General features: G+C 65.9%; 16 protein-coding genes and 1 pseudogene. All 17 read left to right on the top strand.

Translation table 11 applies throughout. The features are described from left to right. The first annotated feature begins 84 nt into the window (after nucleotides 1-84). The 17 genes and pseudogenes from ACOZHM_RS01430 to fliE all read left to right on the top strand — a co-directional run bounded on the left by ACOZHM_RS01430 (nucleotide 85) and on the right by fliE (nucleotide 26,032). Nucleotides 85-14,028 (top strand): hypothetical protein, encoded by a 13,944-nt coding sequence (locus ACOZHM_RS01430; protein WP_421567165.1) that lies wholly within the window; start codon nucleotides 85-87, stop codon nucleotides 14,026-14,028. A 663-nt stretch (nucleotides 14,029-14,691) separates the two neighbouring features. Next, on the top strand, nucleotides 14,692-15,228 hold the full coding sequence (locus tag ACOZHM_RS01425; protein WP_421567164.1) for a tetratricopeptide repeat protein: 537 nt from the start codon (nucleotides 14,692-14,694) through the stop codon (nucleotides 15,226-15,228). A 20-nt stretch (nucleotides 15,229-15,248) separates the two neighbouring features. After that, nucleotides 15,249-15,617, top strand: a complete 369-nt coding sequence (locus tag ACOZHM_RS01420; RefSeq protein WP_421567163.1) for a hypothetical protein — start codon at nucleotides 15,249-15,251, stop codon at nucleotides 15,615-15,617. Between the two features lie 152 nt (nucleotides 15,618-15,769). After that, a pseudogene (locus tag ACOZHM_RS01415) lies at nucleotides 15,770-16,303 on the top strand (tetratricopeptide repeat protein); the annotation flags it as partial. A gap of 75 nt (nucleotides 16,304-16,378) precedes the next feature. Next, complete coding sequence (locus tag ACOZHM_RS01410) at nucleotides 16,379-16,930, top strand: tetratricopeptide repeat protein (protein ID WP_421567469.1); 552 nt, start codon at nucleotides 16,379-16,381, stop codon at nucleotides 16,928-16,930. A 17-nt stretch (nucleotides 16,931-16,947) separates the two neighbouring features. After that, nucleotides 16,948-17,211, top strand: coding sequence for a flagellar biosynthetic protein FliQ (locus ACOZHM_RS01405; RefSeq protein WP_093536399.1), 264 nt, complete (start codon nucleotides 16,948-16,950; stop codon nucleotides 17,209-17,211). Between the two features lie 3 nt (nucleotides 17,212-17,214). Next, nucleotides 17,215-17,979 (top strand): flagellar biosynthetic protein FliR, encoded by a 765-nt coding sequence (locus ACOZHM_RS01400; protein ID WP_421567162.1) that lies wholly within the window; start codon nucleotides 17,215-17,217, stop codon nucleotides 17,977-17,979. Then, a complete protein-coding gene (locus tag ACOZHM_RS01395; protein ID WP_421567161.1) occupies nucleotides 17,976-19,043 on the top strand; it encodes an EscU/YscU/HrcU family type III secretion system export apparatus switch protein in 1,068 nt (355 codons plus the stop codon). The genes ACOZHM_RS01400 and ACOZHM_RS01395 overlap by 4 nt, the downstream gene beginning before the upstream one ends. Then, nucleotides 19,040-21,094 carry a flagellar biosynthesis protein FlhA gene (flhA, locus tag ACOZHM_RS01390; RefSeq protein WP_421567160.1) on the top strand — a complete coding sequence of 685 codons (2,055 nt, stop codon included), beginning with the start codon at nucleotides 19,040-19,042 and terminating at the stop codon, nucleotides 21,092-21,094. Before ACOZHM_RS01395 ends, flhA begins: the two co-directional genes overlap by 4 nt. 7 nt (nucleotides 21,095-21,101) lie before the next feature. Continuing rightward, on the top strand, nucleotides 21,102-21,782 hold the full coding sequence (locus ACOZHM_RS01385) for a flagellar hook-basal body protein (RefSeq protein ID WP_421567159.1): 681 nt from the start codon (nucleotides 21,102-21,104) through the stop codon (nucleotides 21,780-21,782). A 16-nt stretch (nucleotides 21,783-21,798) separates the two neighbouring features. Next, nucleotides 21,799-22,578: a flagellar hook-basal body protein gene (locus ACOZHM_RS01380; protein ID WP_421567158.1), complete on the top strand. Its 780-nt coding sequence runs from the start codon at nucleotides 21,799-21,801 to the stop codon at nucleotides 22,576-22,578. Between the two features lie 2 nt (nucleotides 22,579-22,580). Next, complete coding sequence (gene flgA, locus ACOZHM_RS01375; RefSeq protein ID WP_421567157.1) at nucleotides 22,581-23,279, top strand: flagellar basal body P-ring formation chaperone FlgA; 699 nt, start codon at nucleotides 22,581-22,583, stop codon at nucleotides 23,277-23,279. After that, nucleotides 23,272-23,847 carry a flagellar basal body L-ring protein FlgH gene (locus tag ACOZHM_RS01370; protein WP_421567156.1) on the top strand — a complete coding sequence of 192 codons (576 nt, stop codon included), beginning with the start codon at nucleotides 23,272-23,274 and terminating at the stop codon, nucleotides 23,845-23,847. The genes flgA and ACOZHM_RS01370 overlap by 8 nt, the downstream gene beginning before the upstream one ends. Then, nucleotides 23,844-24,959: a flagellar basal body P-ring protein FlgI gene (locus tag ACOZHM_RS01365; protein ID WP_421567155.1), complete on the top strand. Its 1,116-nt coding sequence runs from the start codon at nucleotides 23,844-23,846 to the stop codon at nucleotides 24,957-24,959. Before ACOZHM_RS01370 ends, ACOZHM_RS01365 begins: the two co-directional genes overlap by 4 nt. A 22-nt stretch (nucleotides 24,960-24,981) precedes the next feature. After that, nucleotides 24,982-25,341 (top strand): hypothetical protein, encoded by a 360-nt coding sequence (locus ACOZHM_RS01360; protein WP_421567154.1) that lies wholly within the window; start codon nucleotides 24,982-24,984, stop codon nucleotides 25,339-25,341. Nucleotides 25,342-25,343: 2 nt separating this feature from the next. Next, the gene (locus ACOZHM_RS01355; RefSeq protein WP_421567153.1) at nucleotides 25,344-25,736 is read left to right on the top strand and encodes a flagellar basal body rod protein FlgC; all 393 of its coding nucleotides are present in this window, start codon (nucleotides 25,344-25,346) and stop codon (nucleotides 25,734-25,736) included. Next, nucleotides 25,736-26,032 (top strand): flagellar hook-basal body complex protein FliE, encoded by a 297-nt coding sequence (gene fliE, locus ACOZHM_RS01350; RefSeq protein WP_421567152.1) that lies wholly within the window; start codon nucleotides 25,736-25,738, stop codon nucleotides 26,030-26,032. Before ACOZHM_RS01355 ends, fliE begins: the two co-directional genes overlap by 1 nt. Nucleotides 26,033-26,058: the final 26 nt, after the last annotated feature.

Here is a 26,058-nt window from a genome sequence, read left to right as displayed (position 1 = left end):
GCCCTAAACTATTACGCGCCCCACGGGATAAAGGGGAAGGAGCCGCAGGAATGTCGCGGCCTTTCTCACACCAAGGGGCGCGTAATGGCCGCAGTAATTGCAGGGAATGGTCTGGGTCTGTTCAATTCTTCGCTCCAGGCGGGCCTGGGGTTGGGGAGTGGTGCACGGCTGGGGGTACAGGGCGGCGACCGCCAGTACGTCAACATCAGCAACGGCAACCTGATCCTGCACAGCCAGGACGAGCAGCTGCTGTTCCGCGGCATGACCCTGGGCCAGTTCCGCACTTACAACAGCCAGGGGCTCTCCAGCCAGGTCGGCAGCGACGGCTGGATCACCGGATTCGAGCGCCGCATCGAGCTGCTCTCCGGTACCGTCGGTGCCGCCGGCAGCGTCATGCGGCTGCACACCGGTGACGGTGCCTTCCAGGACTTCACCCATACCGGCGGCAACACCTACCAGTCCACCGACGGCGATGGTGCGCACGATACGCTGACCTACACGGCCGGCAGCAAGACCTGGACCTACATCGAAGGCAGTTCGCGGCGCGAGGAAACCTACGCCGACCATGCCAACGCGACCCTCAAGGGACGCCTGACCCGCATCCGCGACCTGCTCGGCGATGCCACCTCACCCACCAGCTGGGACGTGCTCTACGACGGTGCCGGCCGCATCACCCAGATCCGCAGCAAGGACACCGGCGCCGGTGCCACGCCCGACGCGCTGGTGTTTACGTACGATGCCGCCGGCCGGCTTGCCACCCTGTCCACGCGCGAGAACGGCGTGCTGATCGGCCAGGTGGCCTATGGCTACGACAGCATCGGCCGGTTGTCCTCGGTGCTGGTGGATCTCACTCCCCGCGACGGGGCGGGCGACCAGGACACCTGGAATGCGTCCGACGCCGCCGCCAATGACGGCTTCCTGTACCGCACCGTCTATTCCTATGCCGATGCCACCAGCCTGCGCATCAGCCAGGTCCGCCAGGGTGATGGCACGCTGGTCAGCTACGGCTACGACGCCGAAGGGCGGATCATTTCGGTCACCCAGGGCGACGACAATGCCAACGACGCCGACGGTGTCGGCCAGACCCTCACCTACAGCTACGACACCGCCAACCGCCGTACCGACGTCAGCGACTCCAGCGGCCGCACCTGGTCGTATGGCTATGACGCCGCGGGGCGCCTGACCGATGTGCAGGCGCCGGCCGTGGACGGCCAGCGTGACACCAGCCAGTACAGCTACGACGCCGACGGCAACCTCGTGCAGGCGCGCACCCTGCGCGGCGGCGTGGTGCTGAGCCAGAGCAATTACCAGTACGACGCCAACGGCAACCTGTTGTGGCAGTGGAACCTGGTGGATCCGGCCAACAACGGCAGCGCCACGGCGGTGCAGCGTACCTACACGGCCACCAACCAGCTGGAATCGGAGACGGTGTTCACCGGCCTGGATGCCGACGGCGCCGGCAGCGCCTCGGCTCCGCAGGGCGGCGCGACCACCCACTTCCTGCGCGATGCGCAGGGCCGCGTGCGCTTCACCATCACCGCCGCCGGCGACGTCACCGAAACCACCTATGCCACCGCCGGCACCGGCGTCGGCCAGGTGGCTTCCGTGCGCCGCTACCTGGGCGATACCTACAGCGGTGCGTTCACCACCAGTGACCTGGAAGCCTGGGCCACGGCCGAGCGCCGTGCGCAGAGCGGGCTCACCGAGTATGGCTACGACCTTCGCGGCCGGCTCAACCAGACCCGCGGTTTCGACCAGGTCGATGCCAGCGGCGCGGGCGTGCAGACCAATGGCACCGAGACGGTCAACTATGTCTACGACGCGCAGGGGCTGCTGCGTGAAAAGGTCATCGTGCGCTATCCGTCCGGCCGCGACGTGGCCGACGAGACCCTCAACGAAGTGGCCAGCTACGCTTACGATGGCATGGGCCGCCTGCTCGCCGAGACGGTGCAGGAACGCCGGTACAGCGGTGGCAGCCTCGTCAGCGAAGCGACCCTTCGCACTACCACCTGGAGCTACCAGGATTCCGGCAGCACCCTGCGCACCATCATCGAGGCCGGCGTGGTCGGCGACGGCGCCGGCAATGACCTGTTGCGCACCGAGATCCGCAATGCGGCGGGCCAGCTGATCGCAGTGACCGAATCGGTGCTGGATGGCAGTGCCCCGGCGCGTACCACCCGGCATTTCTATGACAGCACCGGGCAGCTGCGCGCCAGCGAAGACGCCAACGGCGCCCGCACCTACTTCTTCTATGACAGGGAAGGGCAGCTGGCCGGGCAGGTGGACGCCACCGGCACCGTCACCGCTTTCGTGCGCGACGCGCTGGGTCGGGTCATCACCACGACCACCTACGCTACCCAGGTGCCGACCGGCGGCTGGCTGGTCGATGGCGCCGTGGTGCCCGTGGCACTGGCCGACGTGTTGCCGGACGCCACCAATCAGGACCGCTCCTCGCAGGTGCAGTACGACGCCTTGGGCCGCAAGCTGGGCGAGATCGATGGCGAAGGTGGCATCACCCGTTACGTATACGACGGCGCGGGTCGCCTGATCGAGGCGCGCGCCACCGATGCGGCAGGCACTGCAGCCAGTGCGCGGGTGCTGCGCTACTTCTACGATGCCGACGGTCGTGAGATCGGCCGCCTGGATGCGGGCGGTTTCCTGACCGAGTTCCAGTACGATGCCGGCGGCCGGCTGGTGCGGACGATCGGCTATGCAACCCCGACGGCGCCGGGCGACCGTGCCTCGGGCTCGCTGGATGACCTGCGCCCTCAGAGCACCAGTGGCGATGCCGTCACCCGCAGTTTCCATGACGGGCGCGGCAACCTGATCGGCCAGCTCGATGCGGAGGGGTACCTCACCGAGTACGTGTATGACCAGGCGCGCAACCAGCGCGGCGTGCTGTCCTACAGCATCAAGCTTGACGCCGCTGCTCCTGACGCCAGCTTCTCCACCCTGCGTGGCTTGGTGCAGGACGACGCTGCGATGCGCAGCACCCTGCGCAGCTACAATACGCTGGGCCAGCTGGCCGTGGAGGTCAGCTCCTTCGGCCTGGTCACGCAGTTCAGCTATGACAGCCAGGGCCGCCTGATCCACACCTACTCGGCCGTGGACAGTCCCGATGGGCGCCACGCCGTGGTCCGCTACGATGCATTCGGCAACCTGGTGGCCGAGCTCAACGGCGAAGGATCGGCACTCTACAGCGACGCGATGAGCGCGGCGGAGCTGCAGGCGCTGTACGCCGAATATGGTATCCGCCACAGTTACGACGCGCTTGGCCGTCGCACTGAAAGCATCGACGCGCAAGGCAACCGCACCTGGTATTTCCATGATGCGGTCGGCCGCCTGACGCATACCGTGTACGGCATGCAGGACGCCAACGGGCTGATCAACGCCGAAGGCGAAGTGGAAGAGACGCGTTACGATGCTTTCGGCCAGGCACGCGACACCATCCGCTACACCGGCCGGGTGATGCTGAGCCCGCCGTTCGGGCGTGACGAAGCTGCCGCGGCCATCCAGGTGCTGCAGTACATCGCCACCTTCGACAGCCGGCAGCAGTTCAAGTACGACCGTCGTGGCCTGCTCACCGAACGCACCAGCGCCGAAGGCTACCGGACGCTGATGGGCTACAACGCCTTCGGTGAACTGGTCCGCCAGGATGACCAGATCACCGGCAACAACTGGCGCGTGACCGAAAGCACCTACGACCAGCGTGGCCAACGCCTGTCGCTGACCGAAGACGCACAGGGCCTGGCGCGGATCACCACTGCCCAGTACGACGCATTCGGGCGCGTGGTGCAGAGCACCGACGGCCGCGGCACCGCCACGTACTACAGCCTGGACCGCATGGGCCGGCAGATTGCGGTGGAGCGGACCGTTGCAGGCCGGCAGGAGCGTACCGACCTTTCCTATGACGCCTGGGGCCGGGTGGTCAGCCAGACCGATGCGTTGGGGCGCACCACCGTCTTCGCGCACGACGACCAGGCCCGCACCCTGACCATGACCACGCCGGAAGGGCTGGTGGTGGTGACCCAGTACAACGCGCATGGGCAGCAGGTCGAGATCCGGCGGCAGGATGGCACAGCCAGAGTCTTTGAGTACGACGCCGAGGGCCGGCTGATCGCCGAGCGCAGCGTGGGCCAGGGGGAGTGGGACAACTTCGTCGACTACGCCGTGGTCTACGAATACGACCACCGCGGGCTGCTGGTCGCCAAGGGCGAGGGCGGCTACGAGACGGTCTATACCTACGACGCGCGGGGCCGCATCCTGGAAAAGGCCGAGGCCGGCTGGAGTCAGATATGGGTCGACACCGACGGTGACGGCTACGAGGACTCGACCGACTATGTGCGCAACGTCCATCCGGGCACCACCTACCAGTACGACGGCCAGGGCCGACAGCTGCTGATCACCGACGCCACCGGCGTCCAGACGGCGCTGAGCTACGATCTGGACGGGCGGCTGCTCGAGTCGGTGGTGGATCCGCAGGGCGTGGCACTGCGCACCGCCTACACCTGGGACGGTATCGGCCAGCAGCTGACCGTGACCGCCGGCGCGGGCACCGCGCAGGCAACCACCACCGCCTACTCCTATGACGGACTCGGCCGCCGGACCAGCCAGACCGCCGCTGCCGGCACGCTCAATCTGACCACCCAGTATGTCTACGACGGCAACGACAATGTCGTGGCTACCGTGGACGCGCTGCAGCAGACCACCCGCTTCGTCTACGACCAGGCCAACCGCCTGACGCTCAGTGTGGATGCACGTGGCGGGGTGACCGAGTATCGGTACGATGCCGCAGGCCAGCGGGTATCCACGCGCGTGTATGCGACGCCGATCGCGCTCAGCGCGCTGCCGGTGCAGGTGACAGACGCCCAGGTCAGGGCGCAGCTGGTGGCCGATGATGCACGGGACCGCCTGAGCTACGTGCTCTACGACCGTGATGGCCGGCAGACCCTGTCCGTCGACGGTGCCGGCGCCGTCACGGTGAAGCTGCTCGACGCCAGCGGCAATGCCATCCAGGTGCGCACGCATGCGGCACCGCTGGCCCTGGACGCGGCGCTCCGTCAGCAGCTGGCCTCCGGCGAAGTGTCTGAAGCGCAACTGCGCGCGCTGCTCAGCACCGACGATGCGAACGACCGCGTCGATTCCTACCTGTACGACTCGGTTGGGCGCGTGGTGGGCCATGTCGATGGCAAGGGCTACTACAGCGTCACGGAGTACGACGCGTCCGGGCGCGTTGTTTCCGAGCGGCGCGGCGGCCTGCCGCTGGACGTGTCGGTTCACACCGACATTGCTGCCGGCGTGTTCACTGGCGCCAGGATGCCCGAGTATTACTTCGACGAAGTCTTCCGCCGGGACGCGCGGACCGACTATGTCTATGACGACGGCGGGCGACTCGCCTTCAAACTGACCTACGTACAGAGCAACGCGTACGAGTGGGGCACCCAGGGTGCCAACTCGATCCAGATCTCGCGCATCGTGTACGACGCCGCCGGCCGCGTTTCCGGTGAGGTCGCCTACGGCATCTCGCCGCAGGTCTACTACCCCGCGCGGATGGCGCTTGCCAGCCGCTCCGGCGAAGACGCGCGCACGGTCGAGTCGATCATTGCACTGCTCGAGGATGTCGGCGGTACGTCCATCGATGAGGTTCCCCAGCGGCGCACGCGCTATGTGATGGATTCCGCGGGCCGCCAGCATTTCAGCATCGGGCCCGATGGCCTCGCACAGGAATTCCGTTACAACGCCCTGGGCCAGCTGATCGAGACCCGCGCGTACGGCGAGCGGGTGGATGTGCGTGACTGGGACGAGGCAGAGCTGGCCTCCCATCTGGCCGGCATGGGCGACGTGCGCGTCACCCGGCAGGAGTACGACCCGGCCGGAAACGTGGTCACGCGGTACGACGCCCTGCAGGCCGTTGAACGCTTCACCTACGACGGCATCGGGCAGCTCACCAGCTACACCGACAAGAACCAGGCCACCTGGACCTACCAGTACGACGCCGCCGGCAACCGCACGCTCGAAGTCAGCCCGCAGGTGGTGGTCTCCGTGGCCGATACGGCAGGCAACCTGACCGGCGTGACCCGTTCGGTCACGACGCTGATCGAGTACGACGCGTTCGGCAATGTCACCCGGCGCATTGAAGATGTGGGCACGGCGACCGCGCGCGCCACCGAGTATGTGTACGACAATCGCGGGCTGCAGGTGCTGACGCGCTTCCCGGACGCCGGGATGATGGGGGCCGACGGCCAGATCCACGCCACGGGCTTCCGGCCCACCGTCGAGGTCACCTACGACGCCTTCGGCCGCGCCATTGCGCAGAAGGATGTGCTCGGCTACTACAGCTTCAAGGCCTACGATGCCGCCGGCCGTGTGCAGTACGACATTGATGCCGAAGGCTATGTCACGGAGTACGGTTACAACGGTTACGGGCAGCAGAACCGCCTGACGCGCTACGCGACGCCCATTGTGGTCGACGGCACGTCGGCCCCCACCTCGGCGCAGATCGCGGCGCTGATCGAGCCGTCGGCGGATCAGGATCGCCAGATCCGCACCGAGTACGACATCGCCGGCCGCAAGTGGCAGGTGGTCGAGGTGGTGACCTATGTCCGCGACTGGGACGGCCAGATCATGCCGGCCTACGGCCGCAGCACCGACTACGCTTACAACATCTATGGGGAGCTGATCTCCGAACAGACCTCCACCGACGAATACTCCCCGCAGATCTGGGAGGGCGAGTACGAGTACGTGCAGCCGCAGAACGGCGCGGCGCAGACCCGCTACTTCTATGACAGCGCTGGCCGCCAGACTCACCGGATTGACGCCGACGGATATGTCACCGCCTGGGAGTACAACGCCAACGGCGAGCGCATCCGCGAAGTCCAGTACGCCCAGCCGGGCGATGGCGCGCCGCAGGAGGAGAACCCCGGTGAGGAATGGCCGCAATCCCGGGCCCAGTCGCTGTTCGACCCGCTGTTCGCCGGCCACAACCGCGTCACCGAATGGGACTATGACGCGCTCGGGCGCAAGATCGCCGAACGCCGCAGCCTGGGCAACCCGGACGACGGCGCGTTCGTTGAGAGCCTGACCGAGTACGATGCCTCCGGTCGCGCCACGGCGGTGACGGTGCAGGGCGAGCAGACCCGCACCTATTACGATGCGTTGGGCCGGGTGACCTCCGTTCGCGAGAGCGAGCGCGATGTCATCAACGGAAACGCGGACATCCAGCTCGGCTCCACCGGCGTCACCCTGCAATCGGCGGCGCTGTACCGTCGCGCCTCGCCGTTCAGCAGCATGGCCTACGACGCCTTCGGCAACCTGGTCCAGGTCCGTCGCTATGCCGATGGCGCCGAAGCCGGGCAGGGCGGCGTGGCCTCCGCTCGCGACCACGTCATCAGCACCCTCTACGACTGGCAGGGCCGCAGCGTGCTCGAGCGCGACGCGGTGGGCACCCTGCATGCGCGCACCTACGACGCGGCAGACCAGCTGCTGGCGACACGGTCGCGGCTGGAGGGCAATTCCGGGCGCTGGTCGTTGACCGTCAATGAGGCGGTCTTTGACAAGGCGGGCCGCCAGATCATCAGCAAGGTCTCGCGCGAGCTGCATCAGGGCGAAGGCGGCCCGGTCCTGCAGGTGGTGGTCGATACCGCTTCGCAGGTGCGTTACAACGCGTTCGGCGAAATCATCGCCAAGGACAGCAATGTCGAGCGTGACCTGGGCACCTCCGACTTCGCCGTCCAATACCGCTACGACCAGCAGGGCAACGTGATTTCCAGCAACGCCGAAGGTGGCGTCAAGCGGGAGTACGTGTACGACCGGGCCGGCAGGGTCATCAAGGAGTCGCATTACGTCAGGGACTCGAACGGCGAGCTGGTCTCCGTCGAAACGCGCATGGAATACGACCTGCGTGGCAACCTGACCAAGCAGTATCTGCCGGGCAACAACGACCTCGCCAACGACGTCAGCACCATCGAGCGCAGCTACGATGCGTGGGGCAACGTGCTGTCCATGGTCGACCAGCGCGGCGGCATCACCTACTACGAGTACAACCAGCTGAACCAGACGGTGCGCGAGGTCAAGCCGACCGTGCGTGTGCTGAACAACGACGGCTCGGTGAGCAACATCGAGCCGGAGACGGTGTGGGAATACGATGCGCTGGGCCGGTTGGTGGGTACCCGCGATGCCAACGGCAACTGGCAGCGTTCGGTATACGACGCCAGCGGCCGGCAGACGTACAGCCAGACCGCCACCGGCGACAAAACCTACGCGGCCTACGATGCCTTCGGGCAGAAGCGCTACACCCAGAATCCGTTGGGATACCTGACTTTCCTGGAATACGACCAGGCCGGCAGGGTCGTGGCACAGGGCGACTTTCTGCGCGAGGCCGATGGCCAGAGCCGCAGCAAGGCCACCCGCGAACGCTACGCACTTGACCAGAATGGCAGCCGCCTGCGCGTTACCGACGCGCTGGGCTACGTCAACACCTACGACTACGACAGCCGCGGCCTGGTGATCCGCAGCCTGACCGCCGCGGGTGTGGCCATGTCCTATGGCTACGATGCCCAGGGCAACAAGATCCGCGAGACCAATGCGCTGTCCGATCCGAGCCTGGCCGCCGATGGCGTGCCGGTGTTCAACGGTGGCGTGGTCGACAGCCAGTATGCGGTGATCGGTCAGACGGTCAGCTACACCATCCCCGTCACCGCATTCACCACGGCCGAGGGCGAGACGCCGGCTGTTTCGGTACGTATTGAGATCTGGGACGACGCGGCCCGTGCCTACCGGCCGGCGGACGGATTCAGCTACGACCCACAGACCCGCACGCTCAGCGGCGCTGGTGGCCAGAACGGTCAGTACCGCATCACCTACACCGCCACCAGTGCAAGCGGCAGAACGGCCACGGCCAGCTCGATGCTGCACGTGGTCAGCCAGACGGCCTACACCAACTTCTACGCCGGCGCACCGGCGCCCGCGCAGGGCCTGTACAACCAGAAGGTGACGGCCGGCCAGCCCTTCAGCTACCAGGTCGCGCCGGGCACCTTCGTGGATACGCAGGGCCAGGGGATGTCGCTCTCCGCCGCGGTCCTGGTCACCTTCAGTGAGTACGACCCGGAGACCCGCCGCACCGAGACCCATGACGAGTGGGTGACCATTGGCTCGGCCGGTGATACCTCCGGCCTGAGCTTCGATCCGTCCACCGGCGTGCTGTCGGGGACCTTGAGCGGCGTGCAGCGCCGCGAAGTGCAGATCACCGCCACCGGAGCGAATGGTCGCACCACGTCGCTGACCATGGAGGTCCAGAGCCGCACGGAAACCGGGCGCCGCACCGTCATCGACTACGAGCGTGACGATGAAGGCGAGGTCATGAACCTCGACGAGCTGACCTGGGTGTACGACTACTTCGGCCGCCTGATCGACCACAACGATCTCAGCGGTGCCGACTACGACTACGAATACGACGGCGAAACCGGCCAGCTGCTGCGTGAGAACAGCCAGTGGACCGAGCAGGCGCGGCAGTACTCCACGCCCATCGACGACTACTGGTACGACCGCGACTGGTCGCAGTACGGGCTGGACGCCGACCAGACCAACCTGGACCTGCCCGAGCCGCTGCTGCTCAACGATCCCGAGCGCAACTACAGCTACTACCGCTCGGGCGCACTGAAGGAACTGCGCGAAGGCAACAACTGGTTCCGCTACACCTACGACGCGGCGGGCAACCGCACCTCCGAAGAGGCGTATACCTTCGATGCGGATGGCCAGCTCCTGCATGTCCTCACGCGCGTCAGCTACGACGCGCATGGCCGGATCACCAAGGTGACCCAGAAGGACATGACGGAGAACCGCACACAGCTCGAGCTCAATTACGACTACGACGCGGTGGGCAATCGCCGTCGCGTGCTGGCGCGTACCGCGTACGACGCCAACATGCCCGGCATCGACATCAACGGCATCACCAACCCGGACTTCGAGAGCGGCGATTTCGGCTGGACCCGTGGCGAAGGCTGGAGCGTGGTCACCGGGGGTGAGCGGCCCAGCACGCAGCGCGCCCAGTTCAGCTTCACCGGCACCAGCAAGATCCTCAACAAGCAGCGCGTGGAGGTCAAACCGGGCGAGACCATCACCGCCTCGGTGCGGGTGGACCAGGGTGCGTCCAGCGCGGGCGAGGCCGGCGCCGCGGTCATCATCGAATGGTACGACTACGCCGGCGCGCTGATCTCCACCTCGCAGGGCAACATGGTGGACTCGGCGTCCAACGGCAACATCTACGACTCGCGGGTGACCGAGAAGGTGCCGCCGGGCGCGGTGTTCATGTCGATCGGCGCGACTGCGTTCCGCAGTGGCGGCGGCGATCCGGTGTTCGTCGACAACTTCACCTGGGGTGCGGCGCCGAACAATGGTGACCTGGCGAACGCGGCCGGCTGGACCTTCGAGCAGGGCGCGTCCTGGACCTCCGAGTCTGGTGGCTCCATCCGCTTCAACCGCGATGCGGATACGAAGGCCGTCAACAACGAACGCATTGCCGTACGTGAGGGCAGCGTCGTCAATGCGCGTGCGAACGTACAGCAGGGCGCCTCCAGCGCTGGCGAAGCGTGGGGCGCGGTGTTCCTGCGCTTCTATGACGCCCAGGGCAACGTCATTTCCGACGTGCAGGGCACCCCTGTGACCAGTGGCTCAGGGGGCGAATGGCACTCCGCGTTCGTCTATACGCAGGTGCCCGCGGGCGCGGTCAGCATGTCCGTGGGTGGCGTATCGGGCCGAAGCGGCGGCAAAGCGCTGTGGATAGACGATTTCAGCTGGAACTACGAGCGCGGCGGTGAGTTGGGCGACATCGGCGACTTCGTCGATCCCGATCCGGCCAACCCGTACAACATGGCCGAGCCGTTCAAGCAGTACTGGTACGAGTACGACGCCCAGAACCGGGTCACCGTCGCCAACGGTACGATGAAGAACGGGCAGATCGTGCTGGGCAACGCCGAGGTCAGCTACGCGCTGGACTATGACGAGGCGGGCAACGCGGTGCGTCGCCGCTATCTGAGCGGCCACGCCGAAGTGGCCGAAACGACCCAGTACGACGAGCGCGGCCAGCGCCTGAACGTGTTCCAGGCCGTGCCGATGGACGGCTCGTCCGGCCTGGTGCTGAAGGACAGCTACCGCTACGACGCGGTCGGCCGGGTGATCGAGCAGCGCACCTACTTCGACAACGGTTCCACCCGTAATGGGGTGAACGTGTCCGGGTGGCTGAAGCACGCCGAGACCTTCAACTACGACGCTGATGGGCGCATCCTGCAGCAGTTGATCCTGGGCCGGCAGCTGGGCTGGACTGCCGGTGCACCTACCGATGGCGGGGCATTCCAGGTCACCAACCTGGGCGCGCTGCAGAACCTGGCCAGCGTCAACTACGGCATGGGCTACGACGCCGCAGGTCTGCTGCGTGGCTACACCTACCAGTATGCGCAGCACGAAGAGGGCAGTGGCGCGGCCGCGAGCGACCCGAAGGGCTACACGCACCGCTACAGCTACACCTATGAGGCGCGTGACAGCTACCTGGAAGCCCGTGTCAGTGGCGCAAGCAGCAACCAGAACTTCCGCGCCTCCAGCACCTACAGCACCTACGACGCCTGGGGCCGCCGGGTTGCCGTACGCGAGAACACCCCGCTGGCCAGCAACCTGGGCACGCTGGAAGACCGCATCCGCTACTTCAGCTACGACGGCACCGGCAACATCCTGCGCCGCCGCGAAGGCACGCTGGAGAATGGTGTCTTCACCCAGGACGCGGCGCAGAAGACCCAGACCCAGCTATACGCCTACGTGGGTGGCCAGCTGGTGGCCTCGGGCAAGCGCACCGGCGAAGTGGACGTCGTCGGCCGCCTCACCGCCTACCAGAGCAACAACGCCGCAGGCAGCAGCCGCACCACCGTGCTGGCAGGCGAAACCCTGCGCGGCATCGCCCAGCGGGTCTACGGCAACGCCAACCTGTGGTACGTGCTTGCCGAAGCGAACGCGATCGCCGATGACAGCGGCCTGACCGCCGGTACCACCCTGGTGGTGCCGGAAGTGAAGGTCACCGCCAACGACGCAACTACCTTCAAGCCGTTCAGTCCGCAGGAAGCCATCGGCAGCACCTCGCCGTCGCTGCCCTACATCGAGCCGCCGCCGAAGGAGCACTGCAACGGCATCGCCATGGTGTTGATGGTCATCGTGGCGGTGGTGGCGACCGTCTTCACCGCAGGTGCCGCGGCGCTGGCGCTCGGCGCAGTGGCATCCGGCACCGGCTTCTTTGCCGCTGGCGCGGCGGTCCTGGGTGGCACCGCACTGGCGGGGGCGACGACGTTCGCTGCCACCGCAGCGATCGCAGGCGCCGCGTTTGCGGGCGGTATGGCCGGCAGCATCGCCAGTCAGGCAGTAGGCAAGGCGATGGGCGTCGTGGACAGCTTCAGCCTCCGGAGCGCGGTGGCGGGCGGAATCGGCTCCATGGTCGGGGCGGGCGTTGGTGCTTACATCGGCGGCGGTGCCGAGATCGGCAAGTTGCTGGCGGACAACAGCTACGGAACGATTGCGGCCATGGGCGCGGCCAATGCGGCGGGCAGCTACGCAGCAGGCAAGATCGCGGGAATCGCCGATACGCACTTCAGCTGGCGCTCCATCGCGTCCAGCGCGGTCACTTCGGTGGTCGGCGCCAAGCTCGGTGAGAAGATGGACTCGGCATTGCAGGGCTTCAGCTCCAACGCAGTGGTGAACAACACCGTCAATGGCATGGTTGGTGGCGTCGTGAGTCAGCATGTGCGCCGAGCGTTTGGTCTCGGCGGTGACATCAACTATGGCGCCATCGCGGCAGATGCCTTTGGGAACGCGTTTGGCAACGGCCTGTCGCAGTGGATCCAGAACGGCGGGTATGCGCCTCCCATCCCCGAAACGGTTGGCCAGCCACCTGGGGCGATCTCAGTCGAAGAGGGCGGTGAAAGCATGCCTCCGTTTGCATCGCCGAAATTCTCCGTGGACCAGCAGGCGAACGTTGTATCCCGTACGTCCTACGACGCGAATGTAAAGACGTTGGAAACGATCAATGTCACGGCGCGTCCCTACGGAAACGGCTGGTACTTCTATCGTTGGGACGACGCGGGGAGAAACTGGGTGGATCTGCAGAAGCCAGACAGGCAGGCTGCGCCGATACTCCGGGGTGAGCGTCCATCGCTTTGGAATGGATATGGAACCGCGCGAAGCCCCAGTGGGTGGCGGATGCCAGGCGCAGGGGACTCGCCCTACCAACTCCCACGGCACGTGTTGATTCATGCTCCAGCCGAGCCGACGTCCGCTGCTCAAGGATCGATGAACCTTTCGTCCAAGAAGATCACAAGTACTCCGAGCGGAAACAGGCTTGAACCCATGGATCAACTCGGCGTTGCGATGGGGCTGGGCGGATTGGCCGCCGATGGCGTCGAAGCGCTCGGTGCGGGCGAGTACGCTGTTGGTCTAAAGTTCAATTCGCCCCCGGGTTGGGGCCAATACCTGATTGCTTCCGGCGGTCAGACCTATCCGATGCAACCCGGATTTGAGTTCTATGCGGAACGGTTCGCTACCCCTGACAACCTCAACTCTGTTGGCGTCAAGTTCACTCCCACGATCGGAAGGGTCGCTGGTAGCGTCTCGACTACTTTGACTTGGGCTGGTCCGGTAATCGAACTGGCGCAGGTAGGCACGGATGACAAGGCGACTGCTGGTGATTGGGGTCACTTGGGAGTTAACACGACCATGGCACTCGTTGGAATGACTGGGGTCGGAACAGTCCCGGCGCTTCTGTGGTTTGTCGCCGACACGGCGGCTCAATTCGATCACTATACGCCCCGGTACGAAACCGGCTACGGTCTCAAGGAAATCAATGGATGGAAGTCTGGAATTGCCAGGGCGAACGACAATAGGATCATAAGGGGCAATCTTGTGATGAAGGAGTTCCCCAATATGCCGGAGGCCGACGCTCGCGCCCTAGCGGAAGCGAGAGATTTTGCGCGTAGAATGGAGCTTGGTAAGCAGTAGTGGATACGTCATCTGTGTTCAGCTCGATCTACGCAATGTTTGCAACGTGGATGACTCACGACAGTCAGGCGCAACGGACGCGTTTCGCGTTCGTACTGATGTTCTTCTGGCTAACCTGTGTCGGGATAGGGGTGATCTTCTTCATAGATCACTGGGTTTATCCTTTGGTGGGTTGGCTGTCGTCACTTGGGGTAGCAGAAGCAGTGCCTTCAAGGAGTTCGCGCGGTCGCGGGTTTGCAATTTCCATTGTTCCAATGTGCATGGCGATGTTTATAGCTATCCGCGCGTCCATAGGGGTTCCGGACTCTGTTGGGCGAAAGAGAGGAAGGTATCGCGACTTCTGGAAGATTGCGACGTTCATGGTCGGCCCAATGGTATTAGTTGCGCTCTCCATGTACTTTGCGCTCGGATCCGCCTTCGCAGTCCTGGCAAACGGGGCGGGCCTGTGGGCGGCCTACCGATGGTCCCTTAGAAGTAGTGTGTCCATGAACAGCTCTGGACGCTGATGTGCCGGCGCGGTACCTGCGTTACGACCTCCACGGATTGTGGGAAGAAATACTCGGTGGAATGGTGCGGGATCCAAGGTGTCGGAAGTAGCGGGTTGCGTTTGGGTGTGAGCTAACGATCAGGGAGATTGGTGACATGAAGTATGATTGTCTTGACATGGAGGAGCTCTTCGCACTGGCTATCGATGCGGGCGGAGCCAACAGGCATGCGGATGCCATGGCTTTGTTGAAGACCATACTTGAGCGGGATCCGGGGAACACGAGCGCCACATATCTCTTGGCCGCGCAGCATGCCCAGCTAGGCATGGTCGACAGTGCAGAACATGGGTTCAAGCAGGTCGTTGAGGTAGCATCAAGTTTGCCAATTGCCCGTTTCCAGTACGGCCAGCTGTTGATGGGACAAGGGAGAAATGAAGAGGCGGCTAGCATGCTTTCGCCGATTCTGTCGCAGGCAGATGATTTGGGCGCCTTCGCCCGCGCACTGAATGCTGCGAGCCAGGATCGGATCCAGGACAGCCTTCGTGAACTGGATAGGGGGCTGGAACTGCCCCAGTCTATTCCTGCGCTTACCATTGACATGCGCCGGCTCAGGGAACAGCTCTGCGGTGTTACGTCGCACGTCGTCAGTGAAGTTGTTGCGATCAACGAAGCGCCGGCAGCAATGTTCCTGACCGGCTATGGTCGAACCAACTAGCCCTCGACATTGAGTTTCCTGTGCCGATCGATCGCACCCACCTCGCATCACCCCTGATCGCCGCCGCGCGGGCCGAGCTCGCGCAGCGCGGCGTGCGCACCCAGGTGAACGCCGGCAGCAGGCCGGCCACCCAGGCACCAGCGCGGCCGACCGGCAACCTGCGTACCGTGGTCGCGGCCATACTGCGCGGGGTGGATGTCGACGACCCCGTGGCGATGCGCTCGGCCCGCCGGCGGGTGATCCGCGCCGTGCTGCTGGCCGAACTCGGCGCCGAACTACGCGAGTACAGCCAGTGGCAACCCATGCTCGACAGCCTTGTAGAAAGTCTCGAGGCCAATGAGGTTCACCGTGACTCATTCAGCTCGTTGATCAAATCTGTGACGGCATAACGATATTTTGAACTTGCCTTGACGCGCTCTTGACACTGCCGAAGCGGCACCTGTACTTTCACTACGCACCGACGGGCGCTTCGCCGACCGTTCGAAGCAAGGAAGTCGTACAGGGGGCCGGCGCACATTCGTGCATCGGGACGTTACGAGTCATGGCAAGGATCGCTCCAGAGATGGATGGCAACGCTGTGCGTGTGGTACGGCTGCGGGAGTACCTCGCGGCTGATTCAGGAAATGCAGAACTGGCATGCGAACTTGCCGATCTATTGGCCGCCCAAGGCGCGCCGGAGGATGCGGAACAGGTCCTGGCCGGGCTGCCTGAATCCTCCCAATCCCTTGTGGCTGTTGGCTTTCGCCGGGCTCGCCTGGCGCTGGCAACGGGCCGCTACGCTGATGCGTCGCGGCAACTGTCAGCGCTGGTTGAACAGGGCGTTGACGCGCCAGCCGTCGCACATGATCTTGCTTTCAGCCAGCTGTGTCTGAGGCAAACAGAACGCGCACGCCAGACTGTCGCTGATGCGACGACGCGCCATGGCGCGACTGCTCCACTGCATGTGCTTGCCGCACGTATCGAGCTCCAGCAACAGCAGTTCGACCCTGCACTTGCTCACCTGCAGGCCGCCATCGCATTGGATTCCGGCGACGCACAGGCGCACGGCGTTTATGCCTTGGCGCTGTTCGACAGCAACCGTCTTGAGCCCGCACTGCTGGCGGCCAAAGCAGCGCTGCAACGCGATCCTGACCAGCATGAAGCCCTGCTAGTGGCCGGTACGCTCGCGCTGTGGAACAAGGCGTGGGATGACGCACAGGCCATGCTCGAACGAGCCGTTGCGCACCACGCCAACTCCGGTCGCGCACTGTCTGGCCTGGGTCAATGCCTGATGCTGCGCAATGATCTGCCGGCCGCCCGCGACGTACTGGAGCGCGCTGTAAAGGCGATGCCCGAACATATCGGCACCTGGCACGCGCTGGCCTGGACCCAGCTGCTGCAGGGCGAATCCACTGCAGCCAAGGCCAGCTACGAGAAGGCCTACGCACTGGACCGCAACTTCGCCGACACCCATGGTGGCCTGGCGTTGGTCGCGGTACTGAATGACCACCTGGACGAAGCCGCCGCCTCGATCGAGCGCGCGCTCCGCCTGGACCGCAACAGCATCACCGGGCGTTACGCCTGCAGCCTGCTGCTGCAGAAGCAGGGCGACACCGCCGGCGCTGAAGCGCTGCTCTCGCAACTGTTGGCAGACGGCGGCATGCCAGGCGTGCCGGTGGCCGAGTTCGCGCAGCGGCTGCAGCTCACGCTGTCACCCCGGTAGCGCAGGCGAGCATTCAGATGGATTCTGATTTCGCCATGCGCCTGTTGATCGACACCCTGATTGCCGCACTGAAAATGTCGGCACCGGTGCTGTTGTCGACGCTGGTGGTCGGCCTGCTGATCTCGATCGTGCAGGTAGTCACCCAGGTGCAGGAAATGACCCTGACCTTCGTGCCCAAGATCATCGTGGTCGGCGTGGTCTGCGTGGCCATGGGTGGCTGGATGCTCTCCATCGCAGTAGAACTTGCCAAGCGCATGTTCGCGGCCGCGGCGGGAATGTAAGCCATGGACGCCCTGCATTCGTTTGCCGGCAGCTTCCTGCTGGCCATGGTCCGCTACCTGCCGGCCACGGCACTGACATCGCTCACGCCGCTGCGCTGGGCACCGCCGATGGTGCGCATCGTGCTGGCAATGGTGCTGGCCTGGCTGACCGTGCAGGCCCAACCCGCTCAAGTCACTTTCCCACAGGGCGGCGCCATCGGCTGGGTGGGCGCGCTGGCCGGCGAACTCATGCTGGGCCTGGCCTTCGGCCTCGCAGTGATGCTGCCGCAGGCGGCATTGCACATGGGCGGCTGGCTGATCGATATCCAGGCCGGCGCGAGTGCGGCGGTGCTGTTCAACCCGGCCGCGCAGGGTGAAACCCAATCGCTGCTCGGCACCCTGCTCATGCTGGTGGGGACGGTGCTGTTCTTCACCCTCGACCTGCACCTGGACCTGTACCGCATGCTGGTAGCCAGCGCGCACCTGCTTCCGTTGGGGCAGGGCGGGCGCCTGCAGCCGGACGGACTGTTCGGCATGCTGGGCAGCAGCTTCCTGCTCGGTCTGGTCGTCGTGGCACCGGTGGTGCTGGCGCTGTTGGCGGTGGATCTCGGCGCGGCGTATGCCACCCGCTCCATGCCGCAAGCCAATGTGTACTTCCTCGCGCTGCCGTTGAAGATGATCGTGGCACTGCTGATGATGATGGCCACGCTGCCGTTCGTGCCGGCGTTGTTCGAGCGCATGTATCGCGATGCGTTCCAGCGCATTCCCACGCTGTTGGGGGGCGCATGAGCCAGCCCGACCAGGACAAGACCGAGCAGCCCACCCCGCACCACCTGGAGCAGGCGCGCCAGCGTGGCGAAGTGGCCAAGAGTGCCGATGTGTCCGGCAGCCTGGTGCTGGTGGTGTTCGCGGTGGCGCTGGCCATGACCGTCGGCGGCATCGCCCTGGCGCTCGCCGACGCCACCCGTCGCATGATCATCCTGGCCGGCTCTGCCCCTGCCTTGAACGGCGCGTTCGCGCACTGGACCACGAAGGTCTATGCACCGCTGGGGCAGGCATTGCTGCCGCTGATGCTCGCGTTGGTGGTCGCCGGCGTACTGGGCAACGTGCTGCAGACCGGGCCGATGTTCACCACCCAGCCGCTCAAGCCTGACTTCAAGCGGATGAACCCGGCCAATGCGTTCCGCCGGATCTTCTCGATGCGCACCCTGTGGGAACTGGGCAAGATGGCCGGCAAGTTCCTGCTGCTCGGCGCCGTCTGCGCGGTGTTTGCCTGGAAGGCGCGCGGCCTGGCCGAGGCCGTGGTGCATGTGCTGCCCAACCGCCTGGCCGATCTGTTCCGTGACATGTTCGTGCAGACCTCGCTGTACGTGCTGCTGGTGCTGGGCCTGGCGGCGGTGGTGGACCTGCTGTTCACCCGTCGCGAATACGGAAAGAAGATGCGGATGAGCCGCCGCGAAGTGCGCGATGAAATGCGCCGCCGCGATGGCGACCCGGCCATCAAATCCAAGCGCCGCCAACAGTCGCGCGAGCTGCTGCGCAAGGCCCGTTCGCTCGCCCGCGTGCATGAGGCCGACGTCGTGCTGACCAATCCCACCCATTACGCGGTGGCACTGCGTTACCGCCCGGGCAAGATGGTGGGTCCGGTGGTGATTGCCAAGGGCGCCGGCACGCTGGCGGCGATGATCCGCCGGCTGGCAGGCCGCCACCAGGTGCCGGTGATGCGCATTCCGGCGCTGGCCCGCGCGCTCTACCGTGACTGCGACATCGACCACACCGTGCCCGAAGCGCTGTACGGCGACCTGGCGCCGGTGTACCGCACGCTGTGGAAGCGCAAGGGAGCCGTGGCATGAAGATGCTCTTGAGCCAGATGTGGGGCGGCCGCCGGGACCTGGCGCTGGTGGCGCTGGTGATCGGCGTGCTGGTGGTGCTGTTCGTGCCCATTCCCCCGATGCTGCTGGACTTCCTGCTGGTGGTGAACATCAGCATGGCGATGCTGATCCTGCTGGTGACCTTTTTCACCGACACGCCGCTGAAGTTCTCCACGTTCCCGACCATCCTGCTGCTGTCCACGTTGTTCCGGCTGTCGCTGAACGTGTCTGCCACCCGCCTGATCCTGGAAGGCGGCGATGCCGGCCGGGTCATCAACGCCATTGGCGAGTTCGTGATCGGCGGCAACTACATCGTCGGCATCGTGGTGTTCCTGATCCTGGTGGTGGTGCAGTACGTGGTGGTCACCTCCGGTGCGCAGCGCGTGGCCGAAGTGGCGGCGCGCTTCACGCTGGATTCGATGCCCGGCAAGCAGATGAGCATCGATGCGGACATGAACATGGGCCTGATCGACGAGAAGGAGGCGCGCCACCGCCGCGCCCAGGTCGAAAAGGAAGCCAATTTCTACGGCGCGATGGACGGTGCCACCAAGTTCGTGAAGGGCGATGCCATTGCCGGCATCATCATCATCCTCACCAACATCGTAGGTGGCCTGGCCATCGGCATCGCCCAGCTTGGCCTGCCGTGGGGCGAGGCGGTACAGCACTTCACCCTGATGACGATCGGCGATGGCATCGTCACCCAGATTCCTTCGCTGGTGATCGCCGTCGCCACCGGCATCATCATTACCCGTGCGGCGTCCGATGCGCAGCTGGGCACCGAGATTCCGCGCCAGGTGATGGCCAACCCCAAGGCGCTGGCGATCGTGGCCGCCGTGCTGCTGATGGTGCTGATGCTGCCGGGCTTCCCGAAGCTGCCGGTGTTCGCGGTGCTGCTGGTGCTGGGCGGGCTGGCGTGGGCGGCGATGCGCAAGGGCGTGGAACAGGTGGAGGAACTGGCGCAGGAAGCTGCCACGGCCGCCGCCACGCAGAGTGAGGAACCGCAGGACTGGATGCGGATCGAACCGCTGGAGATCCGCCTGGGTGCCGAGCTGGCCGATGCCTTCCTGGGCCCGGATGGCGACCTGGCCGACCGCATCGCACATGTGCGCAGGCAGTTCGCGCAGGACATGGGCTTCCTTGTGCCGCGCGTGCACACCGCACAGCGTGCCGACCTGCGCGGCAACGCGTACGAGATCCTGTTCCAGGGCACGCGTGCAGGGCAGGGCGAACTTACCATCGACCGCGTGCTGGCGATCAACCCCGGCGGCAACCGGCCACGGCTGGAGGGTCCGGAAACCAAGGATCCGGCCTACGGCCTGCCGGCGCAGTGGATCAGCAAGGAGCACCGCCAGCATGCGCGCGGCGCGGGATACACCCTGGTCGATGCGGACACGGTGGTGATCACCCACCTGAGCGAGCTGATCAAGCGCCATGGCGCAGAGCTGCTGACCCGCGCCGAAGCCGAGCGCATGGTCAACCGCCTGCGTGAGCAGCACGGTTCGCTGGTCGAGGAACTGGTGCCTGGCGTGCTGACCTGGTCGGAGATCCAGAAGGTGTTCCAGCACCTGCTGCGTGAGCAGGTGAGCATCCGCCACCTGGAAGCCATCCTGGAAGTGCTGGTCGATGCCGGCCGCACCACGAAGGCACCCGAAGAGTTGGCCGAACGCGTGCGCGAGCGGTTGGGCGCCGCCATCTGCCAGGGCCTGCGCGACGCGCAGGGCGACCTGCACGTGATGACGCTGACCCCGGAACTGGAGCGCACGCTGCTGGCCAATCTGCGCCCGGCCGACGGCCGCAGTGGCTCGCTGTTCGGTGACATGGCCCAGCTGGATGGCTTCATGAAGAACCTTGCCGCGCAGGCCGAATCGATGATGGGCCGCAGCCTGGTGCCGGTGCTGCTGTGCCCGTCGCCGGCGCGCCGCTCGCTGCGCGCGTTGCTGGGCCGTTCGATGCCCTACCTGGCGGTGCTGGGCCTGAATGAAGTGCCGGCCACGCTGCCGGTGCGCTCCTTCGCCGCGATCCATTCCCAATGAGGCACGCATGACCGACACCCTCGAAGCGATCAGCCGCAGCCTGGCCAACGAGGTGCGCACGCTGGGCACCATCAGCCAGAACGTCGCCAACGCGCACACGCCGGGCTACCGGGCCCTGCGTACCGGGCCGGATTTCGCCGACGTCGCCGGGCTGCGCACCGTGGGCGACCAGCGCGACGGCGGGCTGACCCAGACCGGCCGGCCGCTGGATATCGCGCTGCGCGGGCAGGGCTTCCTGGTGGTGGAGCGCGACGGCCAGGCGTTGCTGGCGCGCTCGGGCGCGCTGCGCCTGGATGAGGCCGGGCAGCTCAGCACTGCGCAGGGCGAAGCGGTGCTGGGCATGGGCGGTCCCATCGTCATTCCCAACGGCGCGGCGGCCAAGGTGCGCGTCGATGCGGACGGGCGCATCTGGGCCGACGACCGCGAAGTGGACCAGCTCCGTCTGGTCAGCGCCACCTCGCCGGATGGCGTCACCCCACTGGGTGCCGGTACCTATACCTACAGCGGCGAACTGCAGCCGTGGCAGGGTTCGGTGGTGCAGGGCGCACTGGAACGCGCCAACGTCGATGCCGCCGACGAAATGCTGCGCCTGATGGAAACCACCCGGCACATCGATTCGGTTCGGCGTGCCATCAGTACCTACGACCAGATGCTGGATCGTGGCATCAACAACCTCGGCAACAACTGAGCACGGAGCGCCACCCATGATTGATGCCCTTTACATTGCCGCCAGCGGCCTGCGCAGCGAGCAGAAGCAGATCGACGTGATTTCCAACAACGTCGCCAATATGCAGACGCCCGGTTTCAAGCGCAGCCGGGTCAACTTCGCCGACGTGGCCGGCACCGCCTTGCCCGCGGCGATCGCCACGGACACGCCGGCGCGTGCGGCCGAGCCGATGCCGGGCGGTACCCGCATCGGCTCCACCGTGGCCGAATTCGATACCGGCGAGCTCAAGCCCAGCGGCAACCCGCTGGACCTGGCCATCAACGGTGCCGGGCTGTTCGAGCTGGAGCTCGACAACGGCACCATGGCCTACACCCGCGACGGCCAGTTCCGTCTGGATGGCGAAGGCACGCTGCGCACCATGCAGGGTGCCCGCCTGGCCAACGCGCCGCAGATTCCGCTGGAGGCGACCGACGTGCGCGTGTCCAGCGCCGGTGAAATTTCGGTGCTGATGCCCGGCGACACGGAACGCACCGTGCTGGGTTCGGTGGAGCTGGCGGTGTTCGGCGCGGCCGATGCCCTGCAGTCGGTAGGCGACAACCGCTATACCGCCACGATGGCGGCCGGCGCGCCCACCTACGCGGTGCCGGGCGAAGCCGGCAGCGGCAAGCTGCAGCAGGGCTATGTGGAAATGGCCAACGTGCAGATGATCGAAGAGATGTCCAGTCTGGTCATGGCGCAGCGGGCCTACCAGCTCAACGCACGTGTGCTGCAGGCCGCCGACCAGGTGCTTGAAACCATCAACAACCTGCGCCGCTGAACATGCACGCCTTGCTGCTCATGTTCGCCCTTGCCCCTGCCGCAGAATCGTCGGGCACCGAGACCGGGTTTTCCGGTGCGGTGCTTGCCGAGCGCGTGGTTGCCGATGTCCAGGCCCGTCTGCGCGCGCAGGGCAGCGCCGCTACGGTGGCGCTGGTCGGCCGCGTTGCCGACATGCCCGGCATGGGACCCAACCCTCGTGTCGAGATCGGCCAGGTGGCCGGACGCTGGCCGCGCGCCCGCGCGTCGGTACCGGTGCAGGTCAACGGCGAAGACGGTGCGCGGCGCACGCTTGCGGTCTGGCTTGAAGCGAGCGAGCCGCGCAGCGTGCTGGCGTACCAGTCCGATTACCCGGCAAACACGCCCGTGGTCCAGGTGCGTTTGGCACCGGCAACCGTGGACATGGTGTGCTGCGATGGCACCCCGGTGGCCGCGTTGGACGCCCAGCAACCGCAGCGGTTGCGCCGCGCAGTGCGCGCAGGCGAACCCGTGCTGCAGGGCGACCTGGCCGGCGTGCCGGACGTACTGGCACAGCAGCCGGTGCAGCTGGCCGTTGAACGTGGCGCGGTGCGGATCGTGGTGTCGGGCACCGCATTGAACGATGGCGTGGTAGGCGAACGGATCAGCGTGCGGCCGCAGGGCTCGCGTGTGGCCGTGCAGGCGCGTGTGGTGGCACCGGCGGAGGCCATGATCGATGAGTAACAAGGCAAAAGTGTTGTTGGCCGGGTTGATGCTGGCCAGCCCGTTGGTACAGGCCCAGAGCCTGATCGAACCCGAGCGCTACCGCGCACTGGCGGCCGATCATCGCGCCTACCGGGTGGGCGATGTCATCACCGTGTTCGTGGCCGAAGCCACCCGCGCCCGTTCACAGGCCGCCACCGATGCCTCCAGTCGGCTGGAGCTCAACGCCGGGCTGCGCACGCCGACCACCGACTACAACGCCGACCTGGGCATCGGCGGCAGCAACTCCGGTGGTGCACAGACCACCCGCGTCGGCGAGTTGCGTACGCAGGTGTCGGTACAGGTCGTCGCGGTGGATCCCGATGGCGGCCTTCGCATCGAAGGCTGGCAGAACCTTACCGTGAACGGTGAGAACCAGCGCATCCGCCTGAAGGGGCTGGTGCGCCCGCAGGATGTATCGGCGCAGAACACGGTGTGGTCCAACCGCATCGCCAATGCCGAACTGGAGCTGGACGGGGTGGGCATCGTCAGCGAATCCCAGCGCCAGAGCGTGATCTACCGTCTGTTCAAGTGGCTGAGGTTGATGTGAGGATCGCACCCCTGATTGTGTTGTTGGTGGCGCTGGGCGGCATTGCGTCGGCTGAGGCGGGCACCGTGAAGGTCAAGGACATTGCCCGGGTGGCGGGTGTGCGGGAGAACGCGCTCACCGGCTACGGGCTGGTGTTCGGCCTGTCCGGCTCGGGCGATTCGCAGCGCAACCGTGCCACCGTGCAGTCGGTAGCCAATACGCTGCGCAACTTCGGCGTGAATGTCGATGATGCCGACATCGCCAGCCGCAACGTGGCGGCGGTGATCGTGACCGCCAAGCTGCCGGCCTTCGCCGAACCGGGCCAGATGCTGGACGTGCAGGTGTCATCGTCCGGCGATGCGCGCAGCCTCACGGGCGGCACCTTGATGCTTACCCCGCTGATGGGCGCGGATGGCCGGCTGTATGCCATGGCGCAGGGGGCCATCTCGGTCGGTGGCTACCAGTTCCAGGGCGTCACCGCCTCGCTGCAGAAGAACCATCCCACCGTGGGCTGGATTCCCTCCGGCGGCAGTGTCGAACAGGCGTCCCCGCTGCAGGTGGCCGGGCAGGGCCGGCAGCTGAGCATCCTGCTCAACGAGCCGGACTTCACAAACGCCACCCGCATCGCCAACGCCATCCGCAGCGCCGAACCCTCGCTGGCGGTGCGCGCCGACCACGCCGGCAAGGTCACGGTGGATTTCGCCGCGGCTCCTTCGGACCTGGTCGAGCGCATCTCGCGCCTGGAAAACCTCACCGTGGTGCAGGACCGCCCGGCGCGCGTGGTGGTCAACGAACGCACCGGCACGGTGGTTGCCGGTGGCGATGTGCGCCTGGGCAAGGTGGGCATTTCCCACGCCGGCCTACGCGTTGAAATTCGCACCGAGTACCAGGTGTCGCAGCCGAACGGCATCTACTACCGCCCCGGCCAGGGCATCGCCTCCACCGTGGTGCCCAGTACCACCATCCGCGCCGACGACCCGGAAGCACCGCTGGTGCAGGTGCCGGAGGGCGCCACCGTTGCCGAGCTGATTTCCGCACTGCGTGCGGTGCACCTGAGCACGCGCGATGTCATCGCGGTGCTGCAGTCGATCAAGGCCGCCGGTTCGCTGGATGGCGAACTGGTCATTCAATGACCCTCATGGAGAACGCAGGCTGATGTCACACGGCGATACCACCATCGATGCGATCCGGCTGGCCCTGGGCATGTACCAGACCCGTTCGGAAATCGCCAATTCCAACATAGCCAATGCCTCGGTACCCGGCAGCCTGGCGCTGCGCGCGGATTTCTCGCAGTACCAGGCCATGCTCGAAGCGGCCGCCAACGGGCAGGGCGACGGGCTGGCGCAAGCCATCCAGTCGGTGCGCGAACCCAGCATCCGCCCGCTGGAAACGCCGCTCAACCTGGATGAGCAGGTCAGCGAAATGGTCGGCGCCGGCGCCGGTTTCCAGTCGCTTACCGAAGCGCTCAGCCGCCAGTTCGGCTTGATGCGCCTGGCCGTGGTCGGGAGGAACTGAGCATGCCCATCGATTCGGTCCTGGATGTGGCTCGCGACGGGCTCAGCTACGAACGGCTTCGGCTGGACGCGGCCAGCCGCAATATCGCCGCCGCCAATGTCGCCGTACCCGCCGGGCAGGACGCCATGCTGTGGCGCGTGGGCAACGGCGCGGCCTTCAGCCAGTGGCTGGGGCAGGGCGGTGGCCTCGAACAGGCACCGGTCGCTACCCGTGTGGTGCATGACCCAGGCAACCCACTGGCCGACGCCAACGGCCAGGTGCGCTTCCCGCAGGTCGACCTGGTGCAGGAAATGACCACGCTGATGACCGCCAGCCGTGGCTACGAAGCCAACGTCCGTTCGTTCAACCTGCTGCGCAGCATGCTGCTGCGCTCGCTTGAAATTGGAGCCAAGTAATGAGCATGGAAGCCATCGCACCGATCGGCATGGACGCAGGCCTGTCGCAGGCAGTTCCCACCACCGCCACCCCGGCGGCGGATTTCGCCGGCTGGCTGGGCGCCGGGTTGGGCAAGGTCGAGAACAGCCTGGATACGGCCGAGGCGGGCGTGCGCGCCTTGGCCGCCGGCCGCGATGTGCCCGTGCACGAAGTGATGATTTCACTCGAGCAGGCGCGCCTGGACCTGAGCCTGGCCGCAGAAGTGCGCAACCGGCTGGTCGAGGCGTACCAGGAACTCTCGCGTATCCAGCTCTGAACCGCTGATCCAATCTTCTTTCTCAA

The sequence above is a fragment of the Stenotrophomonas sp. PD6 genome (assembly GCF_049199305.1).
Taxonomy (GTDB): domain Bacteria; phylum Pseudomonadota; class Gammaproteobacteria; order Xanthomonadales; family Xanthomonadaceae; genus Stenotrophomonas.
Note: the sequence above shows the minus strand (reverse complement) of the source record. Positions and strands in the feature narration are given on the sequence as shown.